This is a genomic window from Lysobacter sp., from assembly GCF_035655815.1.
GTDB lineage: Bacteria > Pseudomonadota > Gammaproteobacteria > Xanthomonadales > Xanthomonadaceae > Lysobacter_J.
On record NZ_DASRTS010000027.1, the window covers coordinates 133,613 to 155,398 of the forward strand.

Sequence of the window (21,786 nt, forward strand, 5' to 3'; positions counted from 1 at the left end):
AGAGGCGCTGCCGACTTTACGCCGTGCGGATCGTGGCGGCGATGTGGGCGGAATGAGAGCTGCGTAGCAGATCGGAACCGCACCGCGGCGTGGACCGCCCGGTGTCGCCGCGCGATCACACGGACGTAGCGATTGGCGTGTTAACGGTCTCATGTTGCGCCCAGCCATCAGCCAGACTCCCGCCGGAGACACAGCCAATGGACAAGGATTCACCGCTGGAGACCCGCGTCAGCCGACGGAAGGTGCTGATTGCCGGCGGCGTGTCGGCCGCCGCAGGTGCCCTGCCCACGGTGGCCACGCTGGCCAACGAAGCGACCACGCCGTCCGTGGCCAGGCCCGCGGTGATGTCGAAGGTGCAATTCGAAGTCAACGGCAAGCCTCGTGCACTGGAAGTCGACACGCGCACCACCCTGCTCGATGCGTTGCGCGAACACCTGCGGCTCACCGGCACCAAGAAGGGTTGCGATCATGGGCAGTGCGGCGCCTGCACCGTCATCGTCGATGGACGCCGCATCAATTCGTGCCTGACGCTGGCCGTGATGCACGAAGGCGCGCGCATCACCACCATCGAGGGACTGGGCACCCCCGACCGCCTGCATCCGATGCAGGCGGCGTTCGTCAAACACGATGGTTATCAGTGCGGCTACTGCACGCCGGGCCAGATCTGTTCGGCCGTGGCTATGCTGCAGGAAGTGAAGGATGGCATTCCCAGCCACGTCACCGAAGACCTCACGGCGCGCTCGACATTGAGCGCCGCAGAGGTGCGCGAACGCATGAGCGGCAACATCTGCCGTTGCGGTGCGTATTCGAACATCCTCGATGCCATCGACGAAGTGGCGGGAGGCCTCGCATGAAGGCCTTCGCCTACGAACGCGCGCGCACGCCCGCCGAAGCCGCGGCCGCGGTGGCGCGACAGCCCGGCGCCAGGTTCATCGCGGGCGGCACCAACCTGCTCGACCTGATGAAGCTGGACATCGAGACGCCGACGACGCTCGTCGACGTCAATGGCGTGGGCCTGGACGAGATCGGCAAGACCGAAGACGGTGGATTGCGGATCGGCGCGATGGTGCGCAACACCGACCTCGCCGCGGACCGCACGGTGCGCCGCGACTATCCGGTGCTCTCGCGCGCGTTGCTGTCGGGCGCTTCCGGACAGTTGCGCAATCGTGCGACGACCGCGGGCAACCTGCTGCAGCGCACGCGCTGTCCGTACTTCTACGACACGGACCAGGCGTGCAACAAGCGGCATCCCGGCAGCGGCTGCTCCGCCCACGGTGGATTCTCGCGCCACAACGCCATCGTCGGAACCAGCGAGGCCTGCATCGCGACGCATCCCAGCGACATGGCCGTGGCCATGCGCGTGCTGGACGCGGTGGTCGAAACGGTGGACCCGCAGGGCCAGACCCGCTCGATCCCCATCGCTGAACTGCATCGCCTGCCCGGCGACACGCCGCACGTCGAACATGTCTTGAAGCCGGGTGAGCTGATCACCGCGGTGACCTTGCCCAAGCCCGTCGGTGGGCGGCAGATCTACCGCAAGGTGCGCGATCGCGCCTCTTACGCCTTCGCGCTGGTGTCGGTGGCGGCCATCGTGCAGCGCGATGGGACGGGCCGGGTCGCGCTCGGCGGCGTCGCGCACAAGCCCTGGCGCGTCGAAGCCGCCGATGCCGCCCTGCCGCAAGGTGCCGCGGCCGTGACCGCGGCCTTGCTCGACACCGCACGCACCACGCACGACAACGCATTCAAGAAGCCGCTGGCCGAGCGCACGATCGCCGCCGTGCTGGTCGAGGCAGGGAGGCCGGCATGAAGTTCGACAGCCCCGCAACCACCAATCCGATCGACCAGGGCAAGGTGGTCGGCCGCGCGACCGATCGCATCGACGGCCCGCTCAAGACCACCGGCACCGCGCCCTACGCCTACGAACGCCACGACGTGGTGCCCAACCAGGCCTACGGCTACGTCGTCGGCGCGGGCATCGCCAAGGGGCGCATCACGCTGCTCGACGACAGCGCCGCGCGCAAGGCACCGGGCGTGCTGGCCGTGGTGACGGCTAAGAACGCCGGCAAGCTCGGCAAGGGCAGGTTCAACACCGCCACCCTGCTGGGCGGCCCGGAGATACAGCACTACCACCAGGCCATCGCGATCGTGGTGGCCGAAACCTTCGAGCAGGCACGCGCGGCGGCGCAGACCATTCGCGTGGATTACGAGCGCGCGAAGGGCGCGTTCGATCTGGAGAAGGCGAAGGCCTCCGCCATCGCCCCCAAAAACGAGAAGCCCGACAGCGGCGCCGGCGATTTCGAAACGGCATTCAGAACCGCGCCGGTGCAGTTCGATGCAACCTACACGACGCCCGACGAATCGCACGCGATGATGGAGCCGCATGCGTCCATCGCGGCGTGGGACGGCGACAAGCTCATCGTGTGGACGTCGAACCAGATGATCGACTGGAGCACGGGCGACCTGGCGACCACGCTGGGCATTCCGAAGGAAAACGTGCGGCTGGTGTCGCCGTACATCGGTGGCGGTTTCGGCGGAAAGCTCTTCCTGCGTGCCGATGCGCTGATGGCGGCGCTGGGCGCACGCGCGGCCAAACGCCCGGTGAAAGTGGCGCTGCAGCGGCCGCTGATGATCAACAACACCACCCATCGCCCAGCCACCATCCAGCGCGTGCGGCTCGGCGCCACCCGCGACGGCAAGCTCACCGCCATCGGCCACGAGAGCTGGAACGGCGACCTGCCCGGCGGCGGCCTGGAAGTCGCCGTGCAGCAGACGCGCCTGCTCTACGCGGGCGAGAACCGCATGACGCGGATGCGCCTGGCCACCCTCGATCTGCCGGAAGGCAACGCGATGCGCGCGCCCGGCGAGGCGCCCGGCATGATGGTGCTGGAAGTGGCGATGGACGAAATGGCGGAGAAGCTGGGCATGGATCCGGTGGAGTTCCGCATCGTCAACGACACGCAGGTCGATCCGGAGAATCCGTCGCGGCCGTTCTCGAAGCGCCAGTTCGTCGAATGCCTGCGCACCGGCGCCGAAAAGTTCGGCTGGAACAAGCGTTCGGCCAAACCCGGCAGCGTGCGCGAAGGCCGCTGGCTGGTGGGCATGGGCGTGGCCAGCGCGTTCCGCAACAACCTGCTGATGAAGTCCGCGGCGCGTGTGCGTCTGGACGGCCGCGGCATCGTCACGGTCGAAACCGACATGACCGACATCGGCACCGGTTCGTACACGATCATCGCGCAGACGGCCGCGGAAATGATGGGCGTGCCGCTGCAGAACGTGGTCGTGAAGCTGGGCGATTCGACCTTTCCGGTGTCATGCGGATCGGGCGGCCAGTGGGGCGGCAACAACGCCACGGCGGGCGTGTTCGCCGCGTGCTCGAAGCTGCGCGAGACCGTCGCGCAGAAGCTCGGCCTCGATGCCGCCACGGCCGAATTCGTCGACGGCAGCGTGCGTGCGGGTGATCGTCGCGTGGCGCTGGCGGATGCGGCAAAGGATGGCGAACTCGTTGCCGAGGACCTCATCGAGTACGGCGATCTGGACAAGCGATACCAGCAGTCAACCTTCGGCGCGCACTTCTGCGAGGTCGCCGTGCATGCGGACACCGGCGAGATCCGCGTGCGCCGCATGCTGGCCGTATGCGCGGCGGGCCGCATCCTCAATCCGAAGGCGGCGCGCAGCCAGGTGATCGGCGCGATGACCATGGGCGTGGGCGCGGCACTGATGGAAGAGCTGGCCATCGATCAGCGCCTGGGCTTCTTCGTCAACCACGACCTAGCCAGCTACGAGGTGCCGGTGCATGCCGACATCCCGCACCAGGAGGTGATCTTCCTGGACGAGACCGATCCGATGTCGTCACCGATGAAGGCCAAGGGCGTCGGCGAGCTGGGCATCTGCGGCGTCGGCGCGGCGGTGGCGAACGCCATCCACAATGCGACCGGCTTCCGGGTGAGGCACTATCCGATCACGCTGGACAAGCTGCTCGACCACCTGCCGAAGATCGCCTGAGGCGACGCGGCGTTGGCGTGACCCGGCTACGCGGCCGGGTCGTCTCCCGTGTCCGGGTCGAAGACCAGGATGTCGCCGGGCTGGCAATCCAGGTGCCGGCAGATCGCCGCCAGCGTTTCGAAACGGATGCCGCGGACCTTCCCCGACTTGAGCAGGGACAGGTTCGACTCGGTAATGCCGACCTGCTGCGCCAGATCCTTCGAGCGTACCTTGCGCAGCGCGAGCATGACGTCCAGGCGAACGACGATTCCCATGGGCGTCTCCTAGACGATGGAGCGGCTGTCGTCTTCCAGTCGCACGGCCTCGTCGAACAGCCGGGCAACCAGATAGAACAGCGCCGCCACCAGCAGCGTGACCGCGTCGCCGCCGTCGAAGGTCAGCCGCATCGAGCCGGTTCCTTCCGCCAGCGACAGGCCGGAAATGACGAGCGCCGGCATGGCCAGGCGGATGACGGCGGTGAGCAGGAACAGCAGTGCGAAGCGCCGGAAGCGCCGCGTCACCTCGCGGGTGAATACCCCCTCGCGCCCCACCTGCCCGAGCATGCGGGCCAGTTCGATCATCGCCGCACCCGTCAGCAGCGCCAGGATGGCCGCCGTCGTCGCCGCCCACCGGATCGGCAGATCCCCCGGATCCAGCGTGGCCGAAACGAACCGCCCTCCCCACCCGCCCAGCGACAGCAGCGCGCCCACGGTGGCGACCAGATAGAACGCTCCCGCCGCCAGCGCGGCGCAACGCAATAGCCGGGCGTGCCGGACCAGACCTCTTGAAATTTCTGAATTACGCATAGTAGTTTCTGTTTTGCAGAAATTATTTACCACTGGACAAATACTACCATGCGATACCTCCAAGCACATCCGCGGCCGTCCCGGGCAGTCTGGGCGGCAGTTCTGTTGATGGCCCATGGCCTGTCCGTGGCGGCCGATCCCGCCGGGTCGGCGCCTACCCCACTGCCGGCGCCTGAGACATTCATCGAGGACGCCGAAGCCGGCGACGTGTTCGCCCTGGAACGCGCCCGCGCCTCCATCACCGACCCCGCGCTCGCCGCCATCGCCCGCGCCCGCATCGCGGCCGCCCGCCTGCGCGCAGCGGAAGCGACTTCCGTCGCGCGCGCCGTCGCGAAGGACGCCGCCGTCTCTCCCGACCAGCAGTCGCGTGCATGGGCCGTGCTGGCCGATGCCACCTTCACTGCCGGCGACTACGCCGATGCGGCCGCGGCGGTCGAAGGCTGGCGGACGGCGCTGGAGCAGCGCAATGCGCCGCAGAAGGACATCGACGACGCCCAGCGCATGGGCGCGCTGGCGTTCGCACTGGCTTCGGCGCCGCGCCAGCGGGTCGAGTCGCTCGTGCCGCGCACGGCGGCGCTACGCACCGACAAGGTCGGCCTCTCGCGCGCCGATGCCACCGTCAACGGACATTCGCAGGAAGCCGTGCTGGACACCGGCGCCGGCCTGTCGGTCGTGTCGCAGAGCACCGCCACGCGCCTGGGCCTGCGCATGCTCGAACGCGAGGCCACCATCGGCAGTGCGGCCCGCGACGCGGTGCCCACGCGTATCGGCGTGGCCGAGAAGTTCGAGTTCGCCGGACTGGAACTGCGCAACGTCGCGTTCCTGGTCCTGGACGACAAGCAATTGGAACTGCCCGTGCCGGGCGGCTACCGCATCGACGCCATCATCGGCTTTCCGGTGCTGCGCGAGTTCAAGCGCATCCGCTTCGACCGCAGCGGTTCGATGACACCCGAACCGGATGCCTCGCCGCAATCGGCGACGGAGAACCTGCGCATCGTCGGCAACAGCTTGTACGTGGATGCGCGCTTCCGCGGAATCCCGGTGGCCATGCACCTGGACAGCGGCGGTCCGCGCTCATCGCTGTCCTCGCGGTTCTCGCACCGTCATCCGCACCTGGTGGAAGGCCTGGCCACCACCGACGAGCGGCTGGCCGGCGCGGGCGGCGCCACGACGCGACGCTCCGCGGTGATGCGCGACGCCACGCTGGAAGTGGCCGGCAAGACCGCCACCCTGCCCGAGCTTTCCATCGTGGTGGAGGACGGCGACATGGAAGCGGAGAACTTCGGCCTGCTTGGCGGCGACGTGCTCAACCAGTTCGCGTGGTGGGCACTCGATTTCGAGGCGATGACGTTCGAGCTGGGGCCGCCCCTGCGCTGAGCCGGCTGTATGGGGCCAGGCGCGTCCCGGTGATCGACGCCGGGACGCGCTGAAAAGATCACGACCGTACAGGCTCCGGCTCGGGGAATTTCCAGGTGCCGTCCAGGATCGCCTTCTGCGGCCGATACAGGCGCACCGTGTAGTTCCAGCCCGGCATGACCGGAATGCAGTTGGGAATCCTGCCGTCGCATCCGCCGAACTGGATCTGCGCGGTGCCGTCGGATTCCTTCTTCGCCGTCACGCTGTTGATGGCATACGCGTCGTGATCGTTCTTCACGTAATAGCCATCGGCGTTGTAGACGCTGACCGACCAGAACGCATCGACCGGCACGTCCTTCACGCGCAGGCGGTACACGGTCTGGCCATCGTTCTGCGGCGGGGTGATGTTGAGGTAAATCGCGTCCTTGTCGGGATTGCCGCCCCAGGCACTGGCCGTGGCGACGAGATGACGCACCGGATCGACCTGCTCCTTCGTGCCGAACGCATGCGAGAAGTCTGGAAGCGTCGAGCCCAGCACGAGCAGCGCGTCGCGTACCTTCTTGTGGCTTGCAGGATCCCACTGCGGCAGTGCGAGCGTGCCCGGTCCGCCGTCCTGGCTGATGGTGATGGCATCCTGCAGACGGTGGACCTCGTCGACGTCCTTCGCATTGGCGGGATCGACCAGCGTACGGATCGCCGCGAGCAGGTAGCGGGTGCCAGCCTTGTCGCGCGTCACCGTGTGTGCGCCGGCGCCGTACTCGGTCCAGGCGTAGTGATCCTGGTTGACGAACATCAGCGACTGGAAGCGGTCGCCGGCATCCGGCAGCGTCACCGTGACCGGTCCCGCATCCAGGTCGAACACGGCCGAGCTGTAGAGCGTGTCGCGATTGAGGCGGATGACCTTCTGGCTCTCGATCGGTGCCGGTTCGCGATGGTGGAACAACTTGCCCAGGCCTCCGGTTTCCTTCGCAAGGTTGGCGATGTACGTGTCGGACTCGGCACGCACGAAGTTGTCCAGGGTAACGGGGGTGGCGCCGGGCGCGGGCTTGGATGCGGCCGGCGCGGCAGGCGATGGGGGTGCTTCGGGTGCAGATGCGGTGGCCGAAGGCGGCGGTGCCCCGTCGCCGCTTTGTGGCGTATCGCCTGGCCCGCACGCGGTGCATGCCATCACAAGAAAGAACAGCCCCATGACGCGGTAATGCATGGCAACCCTCCTGGTTCGCACGCCAGCGCTGACCCGGCTGGCCGATGGAGTGGACGCTGCCCGTCGATAAGGACACGTGAAGGCGACGAGCCACCAGGCACGGCGGAGGGCGCTTCGATGCCAAGAACAGCTGTCGTCGGCCGCTCGAATGGCGGACTTGCGCGCTCAGGACACCTGGCCGTCGCGTCCGCGCGGATCAGCCATCAGCAGCTCTTCGTACAGGCCGAAGACGTCGTCACCGTCCACGCCCGGATCGCCGATCGCGTACAGCGTCTGGAACACCGCCTCGTACGCGGCGAAGCGCTGGATCAGGCACAGATCGCGGATGTCAACGCCCGACGCCAGCAACCGTTGCATGGCGTGCATCGCGTCGGCGAACGGCGCATCGGCCCGCTGCGATTGCGCGGCCGCGGCAATGCGGCGCAGGCCGTCGGCATCCAGATGCAGGTCGATGAGTTCCACCCACAGGTGCTTCAGCAGTTCTTCGCGCGTCGACATCGCATATGCCCTGCTGGCGCCTGCCGATCAGGCGCTCTTCGGTTTCCTGGAACGCGCCGGCGCGGTGGCGCGCGTGGACTGGTTCAATGCCACGCCCGCTCGGAACAGCGCCTTGAAGGCGTTCGCGTCGATCTTCGCGCCTTCCTGGAAGTCGATGGCGCGGCGCGTGTTGCCGTCCAGGCTGGAATTGAACAGGCCCTTCGGATCGTCGAGCGAGGCGCCCTTGGCGAACGTCGTCTTCACGGCATTCTTGTAGACCTCGCCGGTGCACACGATGCCGTCGTGCGACCACACCGGCACGCCCCACTTCCATTCCTCGACCACGTCCGGGTCGGCTTGCAGGATCAGCTCGCGGATTCGCGCCAGCGTCTGGCCGCGCCAGCCGCCGACTTCCTCGATGCGCGCGTCGATCAGACGCGAAGGTGGCGTCTGCGCGGCGTCCTGGCGTGATGTGCTCTTGCTGCTCGGGGTCTTCGTGGCCATGCGTCTGCTCCGCTGCACAGGATCGATCGATTACATCTTCTCGCCGGGCAACCGGCTGGCCTGCTTCACCCAGTCGGTGAACTGTTTTTCGTCGAAGCCTTCTTCGGGAACGTCGAGGTAACGCGTCTCCTTCGTTTTGGATTCGCCGGGCGGCACGGGCCGCAACGACGTACCGCGGAAGAAGGTCACCTTTACGTAGCGCGTGAAGCAATGAAGGCTCAGGAACCAGGTCTTGCCGTCCAGACCATAAAACGGCGAATTCCACTTCACCGCTTTTTTTACGTCCGGGACCGTTCGCTCCACGAGCTTGTCGATGCGCCGGGCGATGTCCTGCTTCCAGCCCGGGATCGCCGCGATGTAGGCCCGCACGGGCGCGTCGCCCTCGCCCTTCGGGATCTGCGGGTTGTCACCGGAGAGCAGGACCGGCTTCGTGCCTGCACTGCCCTTGCTGGCCCTGGACACACGCTTCGAGGTCGCAGCGCCTGTCTTCTTGGCAGCCGTCCTGGCTGTTGTCTTCGCTGTATTCCGGGCCGGCTCGCTGGCGGTCTTGCTGGTCTTTCCGGTGCTCGATTTCGCGGCCTTCCTGGCCGGCTTCCCGGCTGCCTTCGTGGTGCTCGCCTTCTTCGCGTTGGTCGACTTCTTCAGTGTTCCGGTGGCCATCACTCCACTCCAACTCACGCATCTGAAGCAGCGGCCAAGGCTACACCATCTTCCGTCGGGTTCAGGCGTGGATCATCACGTTGCCGCGGCCACCGTCGAGCACCAGACGCGGATGAGCAACGCCTGATATACCTGCACGGGCTCGGACAGCCCGCTGTCCCTGAGGAGCGACTCGAAGGCCTCTGCCCTGATCACGGGCACGTCGCGTCCCAGGTACGAACCGTCGAACTCGATACCAGCGGCACGGTGCAACGCCACCCACGAGGCGACCAGCGCCGGCCAGGTCGTCGCCTCCGTATCGGCGCTGAGGTCCGCATTGACCAATAGGCCACCCGGGCGCACGCGGGCCGCGAGCTGGCGGAAGAACTCGCGCCGCGCCTCCGGATCGCGGATGAAATGCGAGACCAGGATCGCGGTGGCGGCATCGTGCGTCGCCTCCGCCGGAACCGATTCGACATAGCCCTCGTGAAAGCTGCATCGATCGTCGATGCCAGACTCCACGGCCTTCTGCCGGCACTGCGCCATCATGCTGGCCGCGGGCTCCACGACGGTGAAGCGCCAGCGCGGATGCCGCTGCGCCATCGCCACCAGCTCCGAACCCGTACCGGCGCCGACGCATAGCACGCGTGCATCCTCGGGCAGCGCATCCAGTGTCGCGTTGAGGCACAGGTGCAGCGCATCCTTCAACGGCGCCAGGCCCTCACGCTGGCGGTCGTAATCGGCGCCCTGCGCCTGGAAGTAGCTTTCCGACTGGATCGTCATGCGTTGCTGCTCCTGGGGATGGAACCGTCATGGCCAATGTTTGCCGGATCACGATGCATGCGCATGCTCCAGCCGATGGGGTCCGCCGCGCTTCCTGAGCTTGCGCCGGACGTCCGAACCCAATGAAGCCAGCGTCACTTCGCCCAGTCTGGCCAGCAACAGCGCTTCGGCTTCGTCGAATGCGTTCGCGAGCGCGGAATTGACCGCCTGCTCGACCAGGCATGAGGGCGATTCCGCGCGGTGCCCCAGCGCAAGCAATGGCGGACTGCCGAGCGCCTCGTAGACGTCGCGCAGCGTGATCGTGTCCAGATCGCGCGCCAGTACCCAGCCACCGCCGTGCCCCTTGTCGGAACGCACGTAGCCGCCTGCACGCAGGCCAGCCATGGTGCGGCGGATCACCACCGGATTGGTGTCCATCGCCCGCGCGAGTTGCTCGGAGGTGACGGGTTCGCGCTGCTCCGCCATGTGCAGCAGGACGTGGAGCATGCCGGAGAGGCGCGTATCGCGGTTCATGTAACACATGTTGTTACGTAAATCCGCTGGAGTCAATCCGTTCTGTAGCGCCACGTCGACGTCATGAACGCGAAGGTTCGGCCAGCAGTCGCGTGATGACCTGCTCCATGAAGCTCACGCACGGACCGGTACGGTCCCGCCACGAATCCCATTCGTCCGCGGCAGCGCCCAGGTATACCGCCCGGGCATGCGCAAGCACGGGACGATGCGCTTCCGGGATCGCACTGCCAATGCGGGACGCTGCGACATCCTTCGCCACGATCCCGCCCGTCTGCAGCGTGATCCACATCCGCGCAAGCGTCAGCAGCGCGTGCTTCTCCTCGCCACGCCAGTTGCGCGCGACTTCCGGCATCATCGTCGCGATCGCATCGCGGACGTGCTGGTCTGGTACCTGAGGCAGCAACTCGCTCGCGCTGGGTCCGTGCAATGCGATGCCCTTGTCGCGCGCCTGCGTCACCAGCACCGCGACATCGGGATCGGGCTCACCAGCTGCGATGACGCCCGCCTCCACCTCGCTGCGCAGCCATTCGCCAAACTGCAGCTCACGACGTGCCGGGTACCGCCACGGCACGATATCTGACAGCACCAGGAAGGTGACTTCCAGTGGGCGCAATGCGGCATCGCCAGGTGGCGCGGACAAGCGCAGCAATCGCTGCATGACCTCCAGACGTTCGCCGTCGCTCAGCGGCCTGTCGATCACGGCCAGCAGATCGATGTCGCTGTGTGCGTGCAGACCACCGTCCACGAACGAACCGTACAGATACAGCCCCAGGAGTTGCCCGCCCAGTTGCCGGTCCAGCAACGAATGGGCCTGCAGTGCCTGCGATGGAATCGTCATTGCCTGACATCCGCACGAAGTGATCGGAGCCACGCATCGTCACGCACGGCCATCACGAATGACAACCCGCGACCCTATCCGCGCGAATGTCAACTTCTGACTTCCGGCACTCTCGCTCCGAACACGTACAGCCCTATGGTCGAGTCATCTACCACGCTGGGAATGGCGATGCGCAGGAAGGCACGGGTCGGACTGGGAATCGCAGTGGTGCTGGTGGCCGCTGCCGCTGCGTCATGGCTGTGGATGCGTCCCGAACGCGACAAGCCGCTCGATCCGAGCCTGGCCTGCCACGTCGGCGCGTATCGATTGGACGATGGCCTGTTGGTCGATGTATCGCCGCTCGGCGACGGCGGGCTTCGCTGGCGCCTGATGGACGGGCGCACCGGAAGACTGCAGCGCGATGCCGCGGGCAAGTGGACCGGTACGGCCGGATGGACCGAACGCCCCGATCCCGTGGCCGTTTCGTTCGGCGAATGTGCCCGACCCGGCATCACGTTCGACGGCAGGACCGGCCAGCGCCTGTCCTTTGCGACCACCGAAACGCGATTCCAGGGGAATGGCGAAACGCTGGCCGGAAAACTGGTGATGCCGCCCGGCAACGGCAAAGTACCCATTGCGGTCATGGTGCACGGCTCGGAGAGCTACTCGGCGCGCACCTTCAACTATTTCCAGCGCATGCTGCCCGCGCACGGCATCGGCGTGTTCGTGTACGACAAGCGCGGCACCGGCGACAGCACGGGCACCTATACGCAGGACTTCCACCTGCTCGCCGATGACGCGGTGGCGGCATTGAAGGAGGCACGCCGCATGGCCGGTGCACGCGCCGGTCGCGTGGGCTTCTCCGGCGGCAGCCAGGCCGGCTGGATCGAACCACTGGCCGCAACGCGCAGCGATCCGGACTTCGTCGCCGTCGCGTATGGCCTGGCCGATACGCCGCTGGCCGAGGATCGCGACCAGGTGCAGTTGGACCTCATCGCGGCCGGCCATGGCCCCGATGCGCTGAAGAAGGCGCGCGAAGTGACGGATGCGACCGGCGCGATCATGGCGTCCGGTTTCCGCGACGGCTACGAACGCCTGGACGCGCTGAAGGCGCGTTACGGACAGGAACCCTGGTGGAAGGACATGAAGGGCGAGTTCACCGGCGAGATCATCGGCCATTCGGCCCTGGCGCTGCGCCTGTTCGGCCCGATGCGCGACGAAGGCACGTCATGGAGTTACGAGCCCATGCCGGTGCTGCGCGCCGTACGACAGCCGTTCCTGTGGATCATCGCCGGCGCGGATCGCGAGGCGCCACCAGAGGAAACCCGTCGCCGCCTGCTCGACGTGGCGCGGACCAATGCCAACGTCACCGTCGTGGAGTTCCCGAACACCGACCACGGCATCATCGAGTTCGAAACCGCTACGGACGGCGAACGCGTGGCGACGCGCTTCTCGGACGGCTACTTCCGGATGCTGGTCGACTGGATACGCGGCGGGCAACTGCAGCCCACGCCGTACGGCAACGCCATCCTGCTGTCGAAGGACGCACCTGGGGCGCCGCCCCAAGTCCAATGAGCGCAAATGCGGAAGGTCGCCGGCTCACACCGGCGACCTCCGTTCTTTCAGCGTGACCGCAACAGTTACGGCGTCAGCGTCAGCGCATTGGCCGCAGTGATGATGCCTTCGCCCGTGGCGTCCGCGCCCCAGCAGGTTTGTTCTGCCGGGCCGCTGGGCTGCGACAGCAGCGCGCATCCGGCCGGCATCGGCAGCGCTGCCGTTTCCAGGATGTCCTCGACGTCGGCCTGCTGCAGGCCCGCGTTCTTCTGCAGCATCAGCGCCGCGATGCCGGCCACGTGCGGCGAGGCCATCGAAGTACCGCTGAGATAAAAATACGAGGTCTTGCCGCTCTGCGTCTGGTACGGCCCGACCACCCACGATCCCGGCGCGGCGACGTCCAGGTCCTGACCGGCCAGCTCGCGGCTGGAGAAGTCGGCGATGTGGAAGTCGCTCACCGAGGTCGGATCGGGAACGTCGTCGGCATTCCACCAGTTGCCCGGATTGCCGTCCGCGCCCGGCTTCCACTGCCCGTTCCAGCCAGTGGCCGCCACGGAGATCACCGGTGCGTACGCGCCCGGGTAGCCCATGCCGGTCTCGCCTTCGTTGCCGGCCGACGCCACGATGATCACGCCTTTGGCGATCGCGTAGTCGATGGCGGCCTTCTCCACCGCATCCAGCACCGAACCGCCCAGGCTCATGTTGACGACGACCGGCGCATTGCCGAGGGCGCCGCTGGCCTTGAGGTCGGCCACGTACACGATGCCGGCCGCGACCACGGAGGACCAGCCGGAGCCGTTCTGGTTCAGCACCTTGACGGGAATCACGGTGGCGCGTGGTGCGGTCCCGTTGATCGGCGTGCCGTTGAGGCTGTAGCCGAGGATCGAACTGGTGACGTGCGTGCCGTGCGAGTTCTGGTCGTGCTCCCACTTGTTCGGCGGCTCGGAAACGTTGCCGTTCTCGCCACCACCGCCGTTGAACGCCTTGGCGAACTGCGCGGCGATGCGCTCCTGCGGGAAGTACTGGCGCCAGGTATCCAGCAGGCCCGTATCGAGCACCGCGACATAGACGCCGTTGCCGTCATACGCGATGGTGCGGCCCTGCCCCAGGTTGGTGACATCCACGGCGTCCTGGTCCCAGGTGCTCAGGCCGTTGGCGAAGTTGGTGGCACTGACCGTATCCAGCGGCGAGCCCTTGCGCTCGGCATCGGGATTGGCAGCGACGACGAACGGAAGCGCGCGCACCTTGGCTAGTTCGGCTTCGGTTGTTTTCAGGGTCACCGCGTCGATCTCCGCAAGCACCTGGCGGACGGTGCCGTGCGCACCCAGCTTCGCCAGGACGGCCGCGGTGGGTTCGGTATTCAGCAGGACATTGACGCCTATCTGCCGCGACCCGGACGCGGCACTGGCAACGGCGGGAAGCAGGGATGCGAGGGCGAGGACGCTAAGAGCACTCTTGACCACGGGGGACCTCCTCAGGTGAGCCCGCACGGGCGGGCACGAATGGACTTGCCTTCGGAGCAAAACGCCGCCGGGACGGCCAGCCGGCCGACCGCTTCCCTGTGAACCTGTCCCCTTGACCGATACGAACGCTCCCTCCGAGCGGCGGAGGATGCGCGCGCATTTGTTCGGCCGGCGTGATGGAAACGACGCCTCCCGATTCAGTGTCCGCCCCGGTGAATCACATGGTTGGCCGAAGAGCCGATTCAGCTTCCCGGTTTCGCCAGAGCAGCCGATGGCACACTCGGCCGATGCGCCGGATTCTCCTCTCCCTGCTCTGCCTGTCGCTCATCCTGTCGTCTCCCAGTCCGTCGCCGCGCCACCGTCGGAACGCGTGCTGGTCTTCACCAGACGGCCGGCTGGCGACACGATTCCATTCCCGTAGCCGTGCGCACGCTGAAGCACCTGGTCGCCGCTGAGCGGCGTCTAGCCGCTGCATCCGCCGCAGCACACCGAAGGCACGATGCGGATGTCGTTTGGCGAGACCGCAACCCCGGCATCGTCGAGCAGCGCTGCCAGGGTGGCAACGTCGAAGGCACCGGCGATGCGAAGCAGGTTCGCGTCGGTATCGACCAGCGCTGCGGGATCCACTGCACGTAGTACGTTCTCGAGCTGCGCGAGATCGGGCGGGGCGTGGTTCACGGACACCGTGAATTCCATTGTCGTTTCTCCGGTTGGCGTCAGGCGGCCCGCAGCAGCATGGATGCGCCGGGCCAGATAGTCGAAATAACGGTCGATGTAGCTGACCCGTTGTGCCCGTCGATCAGGTACGGGTTCATGAGCGCGTGTCGCAGGATCACCACGTGGTCGCAAGCTCCGTCGAGCGTACTGGCCTCCAGTTCCAGCGTTTCCTGATTCCGGAGCCGTGCAGACCGGATTAGCCGGCGGATTTTCCGGACGGAAGTTGCGACGCCAATAAACGTGGACGCGCGGGAACTCGACGACCAGCTTCTCCGGCAGCGTGTCGTTCTCGCCATAGGACTGGGGAACACGCGTGAAGCGCGCCTGGCGGCAACATGGAAGCGTCATCTGGCGAAAGGCTCGACTTGCGGGTGTCCACGCGCGTATCCATGGGGCGAGGACGCCAGCCTAGGCAGAGGCTCCGGAACTGCGCTGATGCAGGTCAAGCGATGTCGAAGATGCTCTGGAGACGCCTGTCAGGCGCGACCGGCTTCCGGATCGATCGTCGGCACGTCGATACGCGCACCCATCAATGCGTCCGCGACAAGTCGATCCGCTGTGGCCACGTCGATGCCGTGACGTTCGTACCATTCGGGCCGGTAGTAGCTGTGCGCGTACCGCTCACCACCATCGCAGAGGATCGTCACGATGGAGCCGGACCTGCCCGCGGCCCGCATCGCATGGGCCGCGCACAACACGCCGACGAAATTGGTACCTGTAGAGCCGCCTACACGTCGTCCAAGCCGCGCGCTCACCTGACGCATCGCTGCCAGACTGAGCGCGTCGGGGACTTTCACCGTCGCGTCTATGCAGGCGGGGATGAAGCTGGGTTCCGGGCGCGGCCTGCCGATGCCCTCGATCCGTGATGCCGGCGTTGGCCAGTTGACTTGCAGGCTTCCATCGAAGCACCGCGCGTAATGATCGAAGAACGCCGAGTGCTCCGGATCCACGCACAAGATGCGCGTTCCGTGGCCGCGGTACCGCACGTAGCGGCCGAGTGTGGCGGCCGTCCCGCCGGTTCCCGCGCTGCAGACGATCCACTCGGGGATGGGATGCGGTTCGAGTGACATCTGCCGGAAGACGGATTCGGCGATGTTGTTGTTGGCGCGCCAGTCGGTGGCCCGTTCCGCATACGTGAACTGGTCCATGAAGTGGCCGCCGGCCGTAGCCGCCAACTCGCGCGCGCGGGCGTCGATCTGCCCTGCGCCGTCGACCAGATCGCACGCGCCGCCCTGGAATTCGATGGCGGCGATCTTCTCCGGTGAGGTCTGCGCCGGCATTACCGCTATGAAGGGCAACCCCAGCAGCCGCGCAAAGTACGCCTCCGACACGGCGGTCGATCCACTGGATGCCTCAATGACGGTACTGCCCTCATGCAGCCATCCGTTGGCCAGCGCATACAGGAACAATGAACGCGCGAGCCTGTGCTTCAGGCTGCCGGTGGGATGACTCGACTCATCCTTGAGATAGACATGTATGCCCGGATAGCCGGGAAGCTCCAGCGGGATCAGGTGCGTGTCGGCCGAGCGGTTGAAATCCGCTTCGATGCGGGCGACCGCCCAGGCGACCCAGTCGCGGCGACTCATGACGTGATGCAAGATCGAGAGAAGAAGACGGGCGCCTGCATGTGCAGGCGCCCGCTTCGATCACTTGGTGACGACCAGCTTGCCCTTCATGAGCATCGAATGCCCCGGGAAGCTGCAGAAGAAGGTGTAATCGCCGCCCGCCGTGAGCTTCTTGCCGGGGAACGTGACCTTGGTCTTCTGGCCGCCGCCCACCAGGGTGGTCGCCGCGATGACGCGTGCATCCGCCTTGTTGACGTAGTTGCCCGCAACGCCGGCCTTGATGCCCTCGCGAGCCACGGTGTCCATATCCTTGGTCGCGGTGATGACCACGTTGTGGCCCATGGCGGCGACCGGCATCTTGCCGGTGTGGGTCAGCTCGACCGTGACGGTCGGGCACGAAGCAGAAACGGTGGCTTCCTTCAGGTCGAACTTCATCGCGTCGTCGCCCTTGAGCGAGACCGTGCAGTTGCCGGCCGCCTGGGCGAAGCCGGCAACGCCAAGCAGGCCGAGGAGCACGAACGAACGGGTAATGGCTTTCATGGAAACTCCTTGCTGGAAAATCTGTGATGGTGAGGGGATCAATGTCTTGCGACGGCGTCGCGTGAGGACGCCAGGTGTTCACGGACAGCGGTCACGAAGGACGCGTCAGGCTGCAGTCCCGTCACCTCGCTACGCGCGAGGATACGACCATCGCGATCAAGAAGGATCAACACACTGGTGTGGTTGAAGGTGTCGTCCGGCTGCGCGCGATAGCGGATACCCAAGGCCGCCGCCAACGTCCGCACGTCAGCATCGGATGGGCGCAGCAGATGCCAGCGTTCCAGATCGAGTCGATGCGTATCCGCGACGTCCTTGAGCGCGGCAGGCGTGTCGCGGGCCGGATCGATGCTGATCATCGCGAAGTCGAGGCCTGCGTATTCCTCGGCGGTCAGCCGGTTCTGCAAGGCTTTGCCGCTGGCGATGATGAGCGGGCACATCAGATGGCAATTGGCATAGAACATGGACACAACAACGGGACGGCCGCGCAGGGCTTGCCAGGGTTTTGTGCTGCCTGACTGGTCGGTGACCGTCGCCTGGATCTGGTAGACCGAGTCTCCGGGTAGCGCGGGCTCTGCAGCCGCGAGCGGCAGGCAGAAGACCGCGCCAAGCAGGAGCAGCAGGAATCCTTGTAACGGATGTTTCATGGCGAACTCCGTGCACAGCGAAATCCGAGATTGCCCAGCGTGCTGCGCGGCTCCATCGCCGACAGCAGGGCGATCCGTTTGAGTACTGCGTAATCATCACGATTGGCGAAGGACAAGCCGGTCGCACCACAGAACTGCAGCCGGTCGCCATCCTCCGCACCGCGCTTGTCCGCGTCGCCGAGCAGAGTCGAGTAATCGCCGACCCACTCCCAGACGCGCCCATGCAGGCCGGAAACCCCGTAGACGTTGGGAGTAGCACCGTGCTGCGCGTCCATCGCATGCGGCGTGCCGTCCGCGAACGAGCGCGCCAGCCAGCCGGGATCGCTGCGGGCGTCGCGACGCCGGGCATCGGCCGCGGCCACGTATTCCCACTCCGACCACTCCGGCAACCGCGTACCAACGGACTTGCAGTAGGCATCCGCGGCAAACCAGCTGACGTGCGTGACGGGAGCGTCCGGATCAACCTCCTTCCCCGCCCGATCGGGCTGCTGCCAGTTGGCCAGGTAGCCTTTGTCCGCCAGCAGCGACGGAACCCGGTCCCGCCGCCACTGCGGATTGGCCTGCACGAAAACCTGGAACTCTGCGATCGTCACCGTGTTGCGCGACATCGAAAACGAGGCGACCGCACGTGCTCCATCGCCATCCCCATACCGCACGGTCGAACGGAACTCGCCCGCGGGAATGTCGATGAAGTCGTTCGCCGCTGCTGGCGGCGTCGCCGCCAGCAGGGTGAACCAGACGAGGAAGTTGGCGAACATGCGGCCGCCCCCGGTGAGCCTCAGTGCCCGGTTGCAGCCGGGGCCTGGTATTCCTCATTGGCCTGCTGGCCCGTGTAGATGGACGGGTTCTTCTCGCCATCCACCTTGAGGATGCCCAGCGTTCCCTTGTGGAACGTGCGGAAGATGCTGTGGTCCACCAGCACGAAGTTGCCCGGGACGTCGGCCTTGAATTCGACGATGGCCGAACCGCCCGCGGGAACCAGCGTGGTCTGCACGTTCTCCTGGTACTTCGAACCGCCCTCGGTGTAGACCCTGTCGAAGATCTCGCCGATCACGTGGAAGCTGGACACCAGGTTCGGGCCACCGTTGCCGACGAACATGCGGATGGTCTCGCCCGCCTTGGCCGTCAGCGCGTTGTCGCCCGTCAGCGAACCTTCCGAACCGTTGAACACCACATAGGTCGGATGCTCGTCGATCGCCTTCTCCAGGCTGAAGGGCTGCAGGCCGGGATCGCCGTGCTTGCCTTCGGTGTAGAAGTCGCCCTGCATCACGTAGAACTCCTTGTCCACCTTCGGCAGGCCTTCCGGCGGCTCGACCAGGATCAGGCCATACATGCCGTTGGCGATGTGCATGCCAACCGGCGGCATCGCGCAGTGGTAGACATACAGGCCCGGATTCATCGCCTTGAAGGTGAACTTCGTCTTGTGGCCCGGCAGCGTGAACGTGGCTTCCGCGCCGCCACCCGTGCCGGTCACCGCATGCAGGTCGATGTTGTGCGGCATGTGCGAGTCATGCGCGTTCTTCAGGTTGAACTCGACCGTGTCGCCCTGGCGGACGCGGATGAAGCTGCCCGGCACCGTGCCGCCGAACGTCCAGAAGTTGTAGGTCACGCCGTCGGCGAGGCGCATTTCCTTCTCGATGACTTCCAGGTCGACCAGCACCTTGGCGGGCGCGTTGCGGTTGGTCGGCGGCGGCACCAGCGGCGGCGCGGTCAGCACCGCCTTGATCGCTGCACCTGCCGGTGCGGCGTCGTTGTGGCTGGCGGCGACGGCGACGGGAACACCGAAGCCGAGCGCGCATACCAGCGCGTAATGCAGCAGATTCCGTGTTGCGCGAATCATGGGTTGCTTACCTTGCGAATAGCCTTGCGGCCGATGCGGCGCACGTTAGGCGTCGCTCCTTCCAGTCGCCTTGACTCAGGTCAAGCAGATGCGCGCGTTTTGCAGCGCCTTGAAAGCACGCGTCTGCGCTTGATCCAGGTCATTCCGACACCTCCATGTCAGGCACAGACTCCGCGCCAACGCCGCTGTATCGGCCACAAATTTCCCCACCTCTGGTGACTCCATGCTTCGTTGCATTACACCGCCAGCGCGCAGCCGTGTACCCAACACCACACGCCTCGCCGTCGCAGTTTCACTGTTGATTGCCGGCGCCTGCGTGGCGGCGGAAGACCATCACCTGCATGCCCCGACAGCTGCGTCCGATTCCGTCGTCACGCTCGACACGCTGATCGTCACCGACGTCACACCCACGCTCGCGATGACGTTCGTCACCAACTCCAAGCTGCCGCGCCAGCCGGTGCCGGCCAGCGATGGAGCGGACTACCTGAAGACCGTGCCCGGCTTCTCGCTGATCCGCAGCGGCGGCACGAATGGCGATCCGGTCCTGCGTGGCATGTTCGGTTCGCGCCTGAACCTGCTCACCGATGGCGGCCACATGCGAGGCGCGTGCCCCGCCCGCATGGACAACTCGCTCTCGTACGTCTCGCCGGAAACCTACGACCGGCTCGAAGTCATCAAGGGTCCGCAAACGGTGTTGTGGGGTCCGGGCGCATCGGCGGGAACGGTGCGATTCGAACGCGACATCCCGTTCTTCGACCGTCCCGGAGCACAGTTCAACGGCAGCCTCACGTTCGGCAGTTTCGGTCGCGACGACCAGGTCGTCGATACCGCGTTCGGGGGCACGCAAGGTTATGCACGCATCACCGCCAACCGCTCGCAGTCCGACGATTACGAGGATGGCAATGGTGATGAGGTTCCGTCGGCATGGAAGAAGTGGAACGCCGATGTCGCGTTCGGCTGGACGCCAGATGCCGACACGTTGCTCGAAGTGAGCGCGGGCAATGGCGACGGCGAAGCGCGCTATGCCGGGCGCTCGATGGACGGGTCACAGTTCGATCGCACCAGCTACGGACTGCGTGCCGAGCGGCGCAACTTCGACGGTGCACTCGACAAGATCGAGGCGCGGCTCTACTACAACGACGTCGACCACGTCATGGACAACTACAGCCTGCGCGATCCCGATCCGGACAGCAGCATGCCGATGGTGATGGCCAGCAACGTCGCCCAGCGCACCTCGGGCGGACGCGTCGCGTTTTCGTGGAAGACCGACGCGTGGGATCTGCAGGCCGGACTGGACGCACGCGACAGCCGTCATCGCAAGCGCAGCGGACGTGGACGCGATACCTATCGCGCGCAGCCGTGGATTACGGACGCCCGGTTCGAGAACCTCGGCATCTTCGCCGAGCTCGGCCGCAACCCGACCGAACGCCAGCGCCTGGTCGGTGGCCTGCGTCTGGATCGCGCATTGGCACGCGATGAAAGGACGAACACCGGCGGCATGATGCCGCGCCCGAATCCCACGCAGGGCCAGACACGCCGCGACACGTTGCCGTCGGCGTTGATCCGGTGGGAAATCCAGCCGGTCGATTCGGCCGTGATGTGGCATTTCGGCCTTGGCCACGTGCAACGCATGCCGGATTATTGGGAGCTGTTCTCTCCCACCACCGGACCGACCGGCTCGGCCAATGCATTCGCCGGAGTCGAACCCGAAAAGACCACGCAACTCGACCTGGGCCTGCACTATCGCAAGGGCCGCTGGGATGCGTGGGCATCGTTGTACGCCGGCCGCATCGACGACTACATCCTGTTCAAGTATTCGCAAGGAATGATGGGGGCGAGCACCCAGGCCTACAACGTCGATGCGGACATTCGCGGCGGTGAAGTCGGCGTCGAGTTTCGTCCCGTCACCGAGTGGAAGCTTGGTGCCAGCCTCGCGTACGCGTGGGGCGAGATCGACGGCGTCGGCGCGTTGCCGCAGACGCCCCCGCTCGAGGCACGCCTGAACGCTGCCTACGACAACAAGCGCTGGTCGGTGGGCGCTCTGCTGCGCGCAGTGTCCGCGCAGGACCGCGTAAGCCCGGGGTACGGCAACGTGGTCGGCCAGGATCTTGGCGACAGTGCCGGCTTCGCGGTGTTCTCGCTCAACGGCGGCTACCGCCTCACCGATCGGCTGCAGCTGGCGATGGGCATCGACAACATCTTCGACCGCGCTTACTCGGAGCATCTGAACCTGGCCGGCAACAGCGCGTTCGGGTATCCCGCCGATCCCGTGCGCATCAACGAACCCGGCCGCAGCGCCTGGCTCAAGCTCAACTACAAGTACTGAGCACTGGCGCACGAGTGCGATGCCCTTGACCTTCGTCAAGGGCATCGCGCAAGGCCG

At 66.2% G+C, this 21,786-nt stretch carries 22 protein-coding genes; 6 read left to right on the forward strand and 16 right to left on the reverse strand.

Features of this window, described 5'->3' with window-relative positions; all coding sequences use genetic code 11:
- The first annotated feature begins 197 nt into the window (after positions 1-197).
- From paoA to paoC, 3 genes are read left to right on the forward strand one after another with little or no spacing between them, the layout of a single operon-like run.
- A complete protein-coding gene (gene paoA / locus VFE83_RS07070; RefSeq protein ID WP_324904483.1) occupies positions 198-854 on the forward strand; it encodes an aldehyde dehydrogenase iron-sulfur subunit PaoA in 657 nt (218 codons plus the stop codon).
- On the forward strand, positions 851-1,807 hold the full coding sequence (locus tag VFE83_RS07075; RefSeq protein ID WP_324904485.1) for a xanthine dehydrogenase family protein subunit M: 957 nt from the start codon (positions 851-853) through the stop codon (positions 1,805-1,807). The genes paoA and VFE83_RS07075 overlap by 4 nt, the downstream gene beginning before the upstream one ends.
- The gene (gene paoC, locus VFE83_RS07080) at positions 1,804-4,002 is read left to right on the forward strand and encodes an aldehyde oxidoreductase molybdenum-binding subunit PaoC (protein ID WP_324904487.1); all 2,199 of its coding nucleotides are present in this window, start codon (positions 1,804-1,806) and stop codon (positions 4,000-4,002) included. The genes VFE83_RS07075 and paoC overlap by 4 nt, the downstream gene beginning before the upstream one ends.
- Before the next feature lie 26 nt (positions 4,003-4,028).
- Here the strand turns inward: paoC and VFE83_RS07085 are convergent, their stop codons facing one another.
- Both VFE83_RS07085 and VFE83_RS07090 read right to left on the reverse strand, forming a co-directional pair.
- A complete protein-coding gene (locus VFE83_RS07085) occupies positions 4,029-4,256 on the reverse strand; it encodes a helix-turn-helix transcriptional regulator (RefSeq protein WP_324904488.1) in 228 nt (75 codons plus the stop codon).
- Between the two features lie 9 nt (positions 4,257-4,265).
- Positions 4,266-4,691: a DUF2975 domain-containing protein gene (locus tag VFE83_RS07090; RefSeq protein ID WP_324904490.1), complete on the reverse strand. Its 426-nt coding sequence runs from the start codon at positions 4,689-4,691 to the stop codon at positions 4,266-4,268.
- 204 nt (positions 4,692-4,895) lie between these two features.
- On the opposite strand from VFE83_RS07090, the gene VFE83_RS07095 reads away from it, so the two are divergent.
- The gene (locus VFE83_RS07095; RefSeq protein WP_324904492.1) at positions 4,896-6,164 is read left to right on the forward strand and encodes a pepsin/retropepsin-like aspartic protease family protein; all 1,269 of its coding nucleotides are present in this window, start codon (positions 4,896-4,898) and stop codon (positions 6,162-6,164) included.
- Between the two features lie 58 nt (positions 6,165-6,222).
- Here VFE83_RS07095 and VFE83_RS07100 read toward each other — a convergent pair whose 3' ends face one another.
- The 7 genes from VFE83_RS07100 to VFE83_RS07130 form a co-directional block, all read right to left on the reverse strand.
- The gene (locus tag VFE83_RS07100) at positions 6,223-7,347 is read right to left on the reverse strand and encodes a DUF1214 domain-containing protein (RefSeq protein WP_324904494.1); all 1,125 of its coding nucleotides are present in this window, start codon (positions 7,345-7,347) and stop codon (positions 6,223-6,225) included.
- Positions 7,348-7,512: 165 nt separating this feature from the next.
- On the reverse strand, positions 7,513-7,845 hold the full coding sequence (locus VFE83_RS07105) for a hypothetical protein (RefSeq protein ID WP_324904496.1): 333 nt from the start codon (positions 7,843-7,845) through the stop codon (positions 7,513-7,515).
- A gap of 27 nt (positions 7,846-7,872) precedes the next feature.
- On the reverse strand, positions 7,873-8,328 hold the full coding sequence (locus VFE83_RS07110; RefSeq protein ID WP_324904498.1) for a DUF1801 domain-containing protein: 456 nt from the start codon (positions 8,326-8,328) through the stop codon (positions 7,873-7,875).
- Between the two features lie 30 nt (positions 8,329-8,358).
- Entirely contained in the window at positions 8,359-8,988 is a 630-nt protein-coding gene (locus VFE83_RS07115; protein ID WP_324904500.1) for a DUF1801 domain-containing protein, read from the reverse strand.
- A gap of 75 nt (positions 8,989-9,063) precedes the next feature.
- A complete protein-coding gene (locus VFE83_RS07120; protein WP_324904502.1) occupies positions 9,064-9,750 on the reverse strand; it encodes a class I SAM-dependent methyltransferase in 687 nt (228 codons plus the stop codon).
- Positions 9,751-9,798: 48 nt separating this feature from the next.
- Positions 9,799-10,263 (reverse strand): Rrf2 family transcriptional regulator, encoded by a 465-nt coding sequence (locus tag VFE83_RS07125; protein ID WP_324904504.1) that lies wholly within the window; start codon positions 10,261-10,263, stop codon positions 9,799-9,801.
- A gap of 61 nt (positions 10,264-10,324) precedes the next feature.
- Positions 10,325-11,101, reverse strand: a complete 777-nt coding sequence (locus VFE83_RS07130) for an aminoglycoside adenylyltransferase family protein (protein WP_324904505.1) — start codon at positions 11,099-11,101, stop codon at positions 10,325-10,327.
- Positions 11,102-11,269: 168 nt separating this feature from the next.
- Here VFE83_RS07130 and VFE83_RS07135 point away from each other — a divergent pair, with 168 nt between their 5' ends.
- Positions 11,270-12,655 (forward strand): alpha/beta hydrolase family protein, encoded by a 1,386-nt coding sequence (locus VFE83_RS07135; RefSeq protein WP_324904506.1) that lies wholly within the window; start codon positions 11,270-11,272, stop codon positions 12,653-12,655.
- A gap of 65 nt (positions 12,656-12,720) precedes the next feature.
- Here the strand turns inward: VFE83_RS07135 and VFE83_RS07140 are convergent, their stop codons facing one another.
- The 7 genes from VFE83_RS07140 to nirK all read right to left on the reverse strand — a co-directional run bounded on the left by VFE83_RS07140 (position 12,721) and on the right by nirK (position 19,403).
- Positions 12,721-14,097, reverse strand: coding sequence for a S8 family peptidase (locus VFE83_RS07140; protein ID WP_324904508.1), 1,377 nt, complete (start codon positions 14,095-14,097; stop codon positions 12,721-12,723).
- A gap of 462 nt (positions 14,098-14,559) precedes the next feature.
- The gene (locus VFE83_RS07145) at positions 14,560-15,162 is read right to left on the reverse strand and encodes a hypothetical protein (RefSeq protein WP_324904510.1); all 603 of its coding nucleotides are present in this window, start codon (positions 15,160-15,162) and stop codon (positions 14,560-14,562) included.
- 128 nt (positions 15,163-15,290) lie between these two features.
- Positions 15,291-16,400: a PLP-dependent cysteine synthase family protein gene (locus VFE83_RS07150; RefSeq protein WP_324904512.1), complete on the reverse strand. Its 1,110-nt coding sequence runs from the start codon at positions 16,398-16,400 to the stop codon at positions 15,291-15,293.
- Between the two features lie 60 nt (positions 16,401-16,460).
- Positions 16,461-16,919 carry an azurin gene (gene azu / locus VFE83_RS07155; RefSeq protein WP_324904514.1) on the reverse strand — a complete coding sequence of 153 codons (459 nt, stop codon included), beginning with the start codon at positions 16,917-16,919 and terminating at the stop codon, positions 16,461-16,463.
- A gap of 38 nt (positions 16,920-16,957) precedes the next feature.
- Entirely contained in the window at positions 16,958-17,563 is a 606-nt protein-coding gene (locus VFE83_RS07160; protein ID WP_324904516.1) for an SCO family protein, read from the reverse strand.
- On the reverse strand, positions 17,560-18,321 hold the full coding sequence (locus tag VFE83_RS07165) for a formylglycine-generating enzyme family protein (protein WP_324904518.1): 762 nt from the start codon (positions 18,319-18,321) through the stop codon (positions 17,560-17,562). Before VFE83_RS07165 ends, VFE83_RS07160 begins: the two co-directional genes overlap by 4 nt.
- 20 nt (positions 18,322-18,341) lie before the next feature.
- The gene (nirK, locus tag VFE83_RS07170) at positions 18,342-19,403 is read right to left on the reverse strand and encodes a copper-containing nitrite reductase (RefSeq protein WP_324904520.1); all 1,062 of its coding nucleotides are present in this window, start codon (positions 19,401-19,403) and stop codon (positions 18,342-18,344) included.
- Positions 19,404-19,626: 223 nt separating this feature from the next.
- Between nirK and VFE83_RS07175 the strand changes: the two genes are divergently transcribed.
- Positions 19,627-21,729, forward strand: a complete 2,103-nt coding sequence (locus VFE83_RS07175) for a TonB-dependent copper receptor (protein WP_324904522.1) — start codon at positions 19,627-19,629, stop codon at positions 21,727-21,729.
- Positions 21,730-21,786 lie beyond the last annotated feature (57 nt).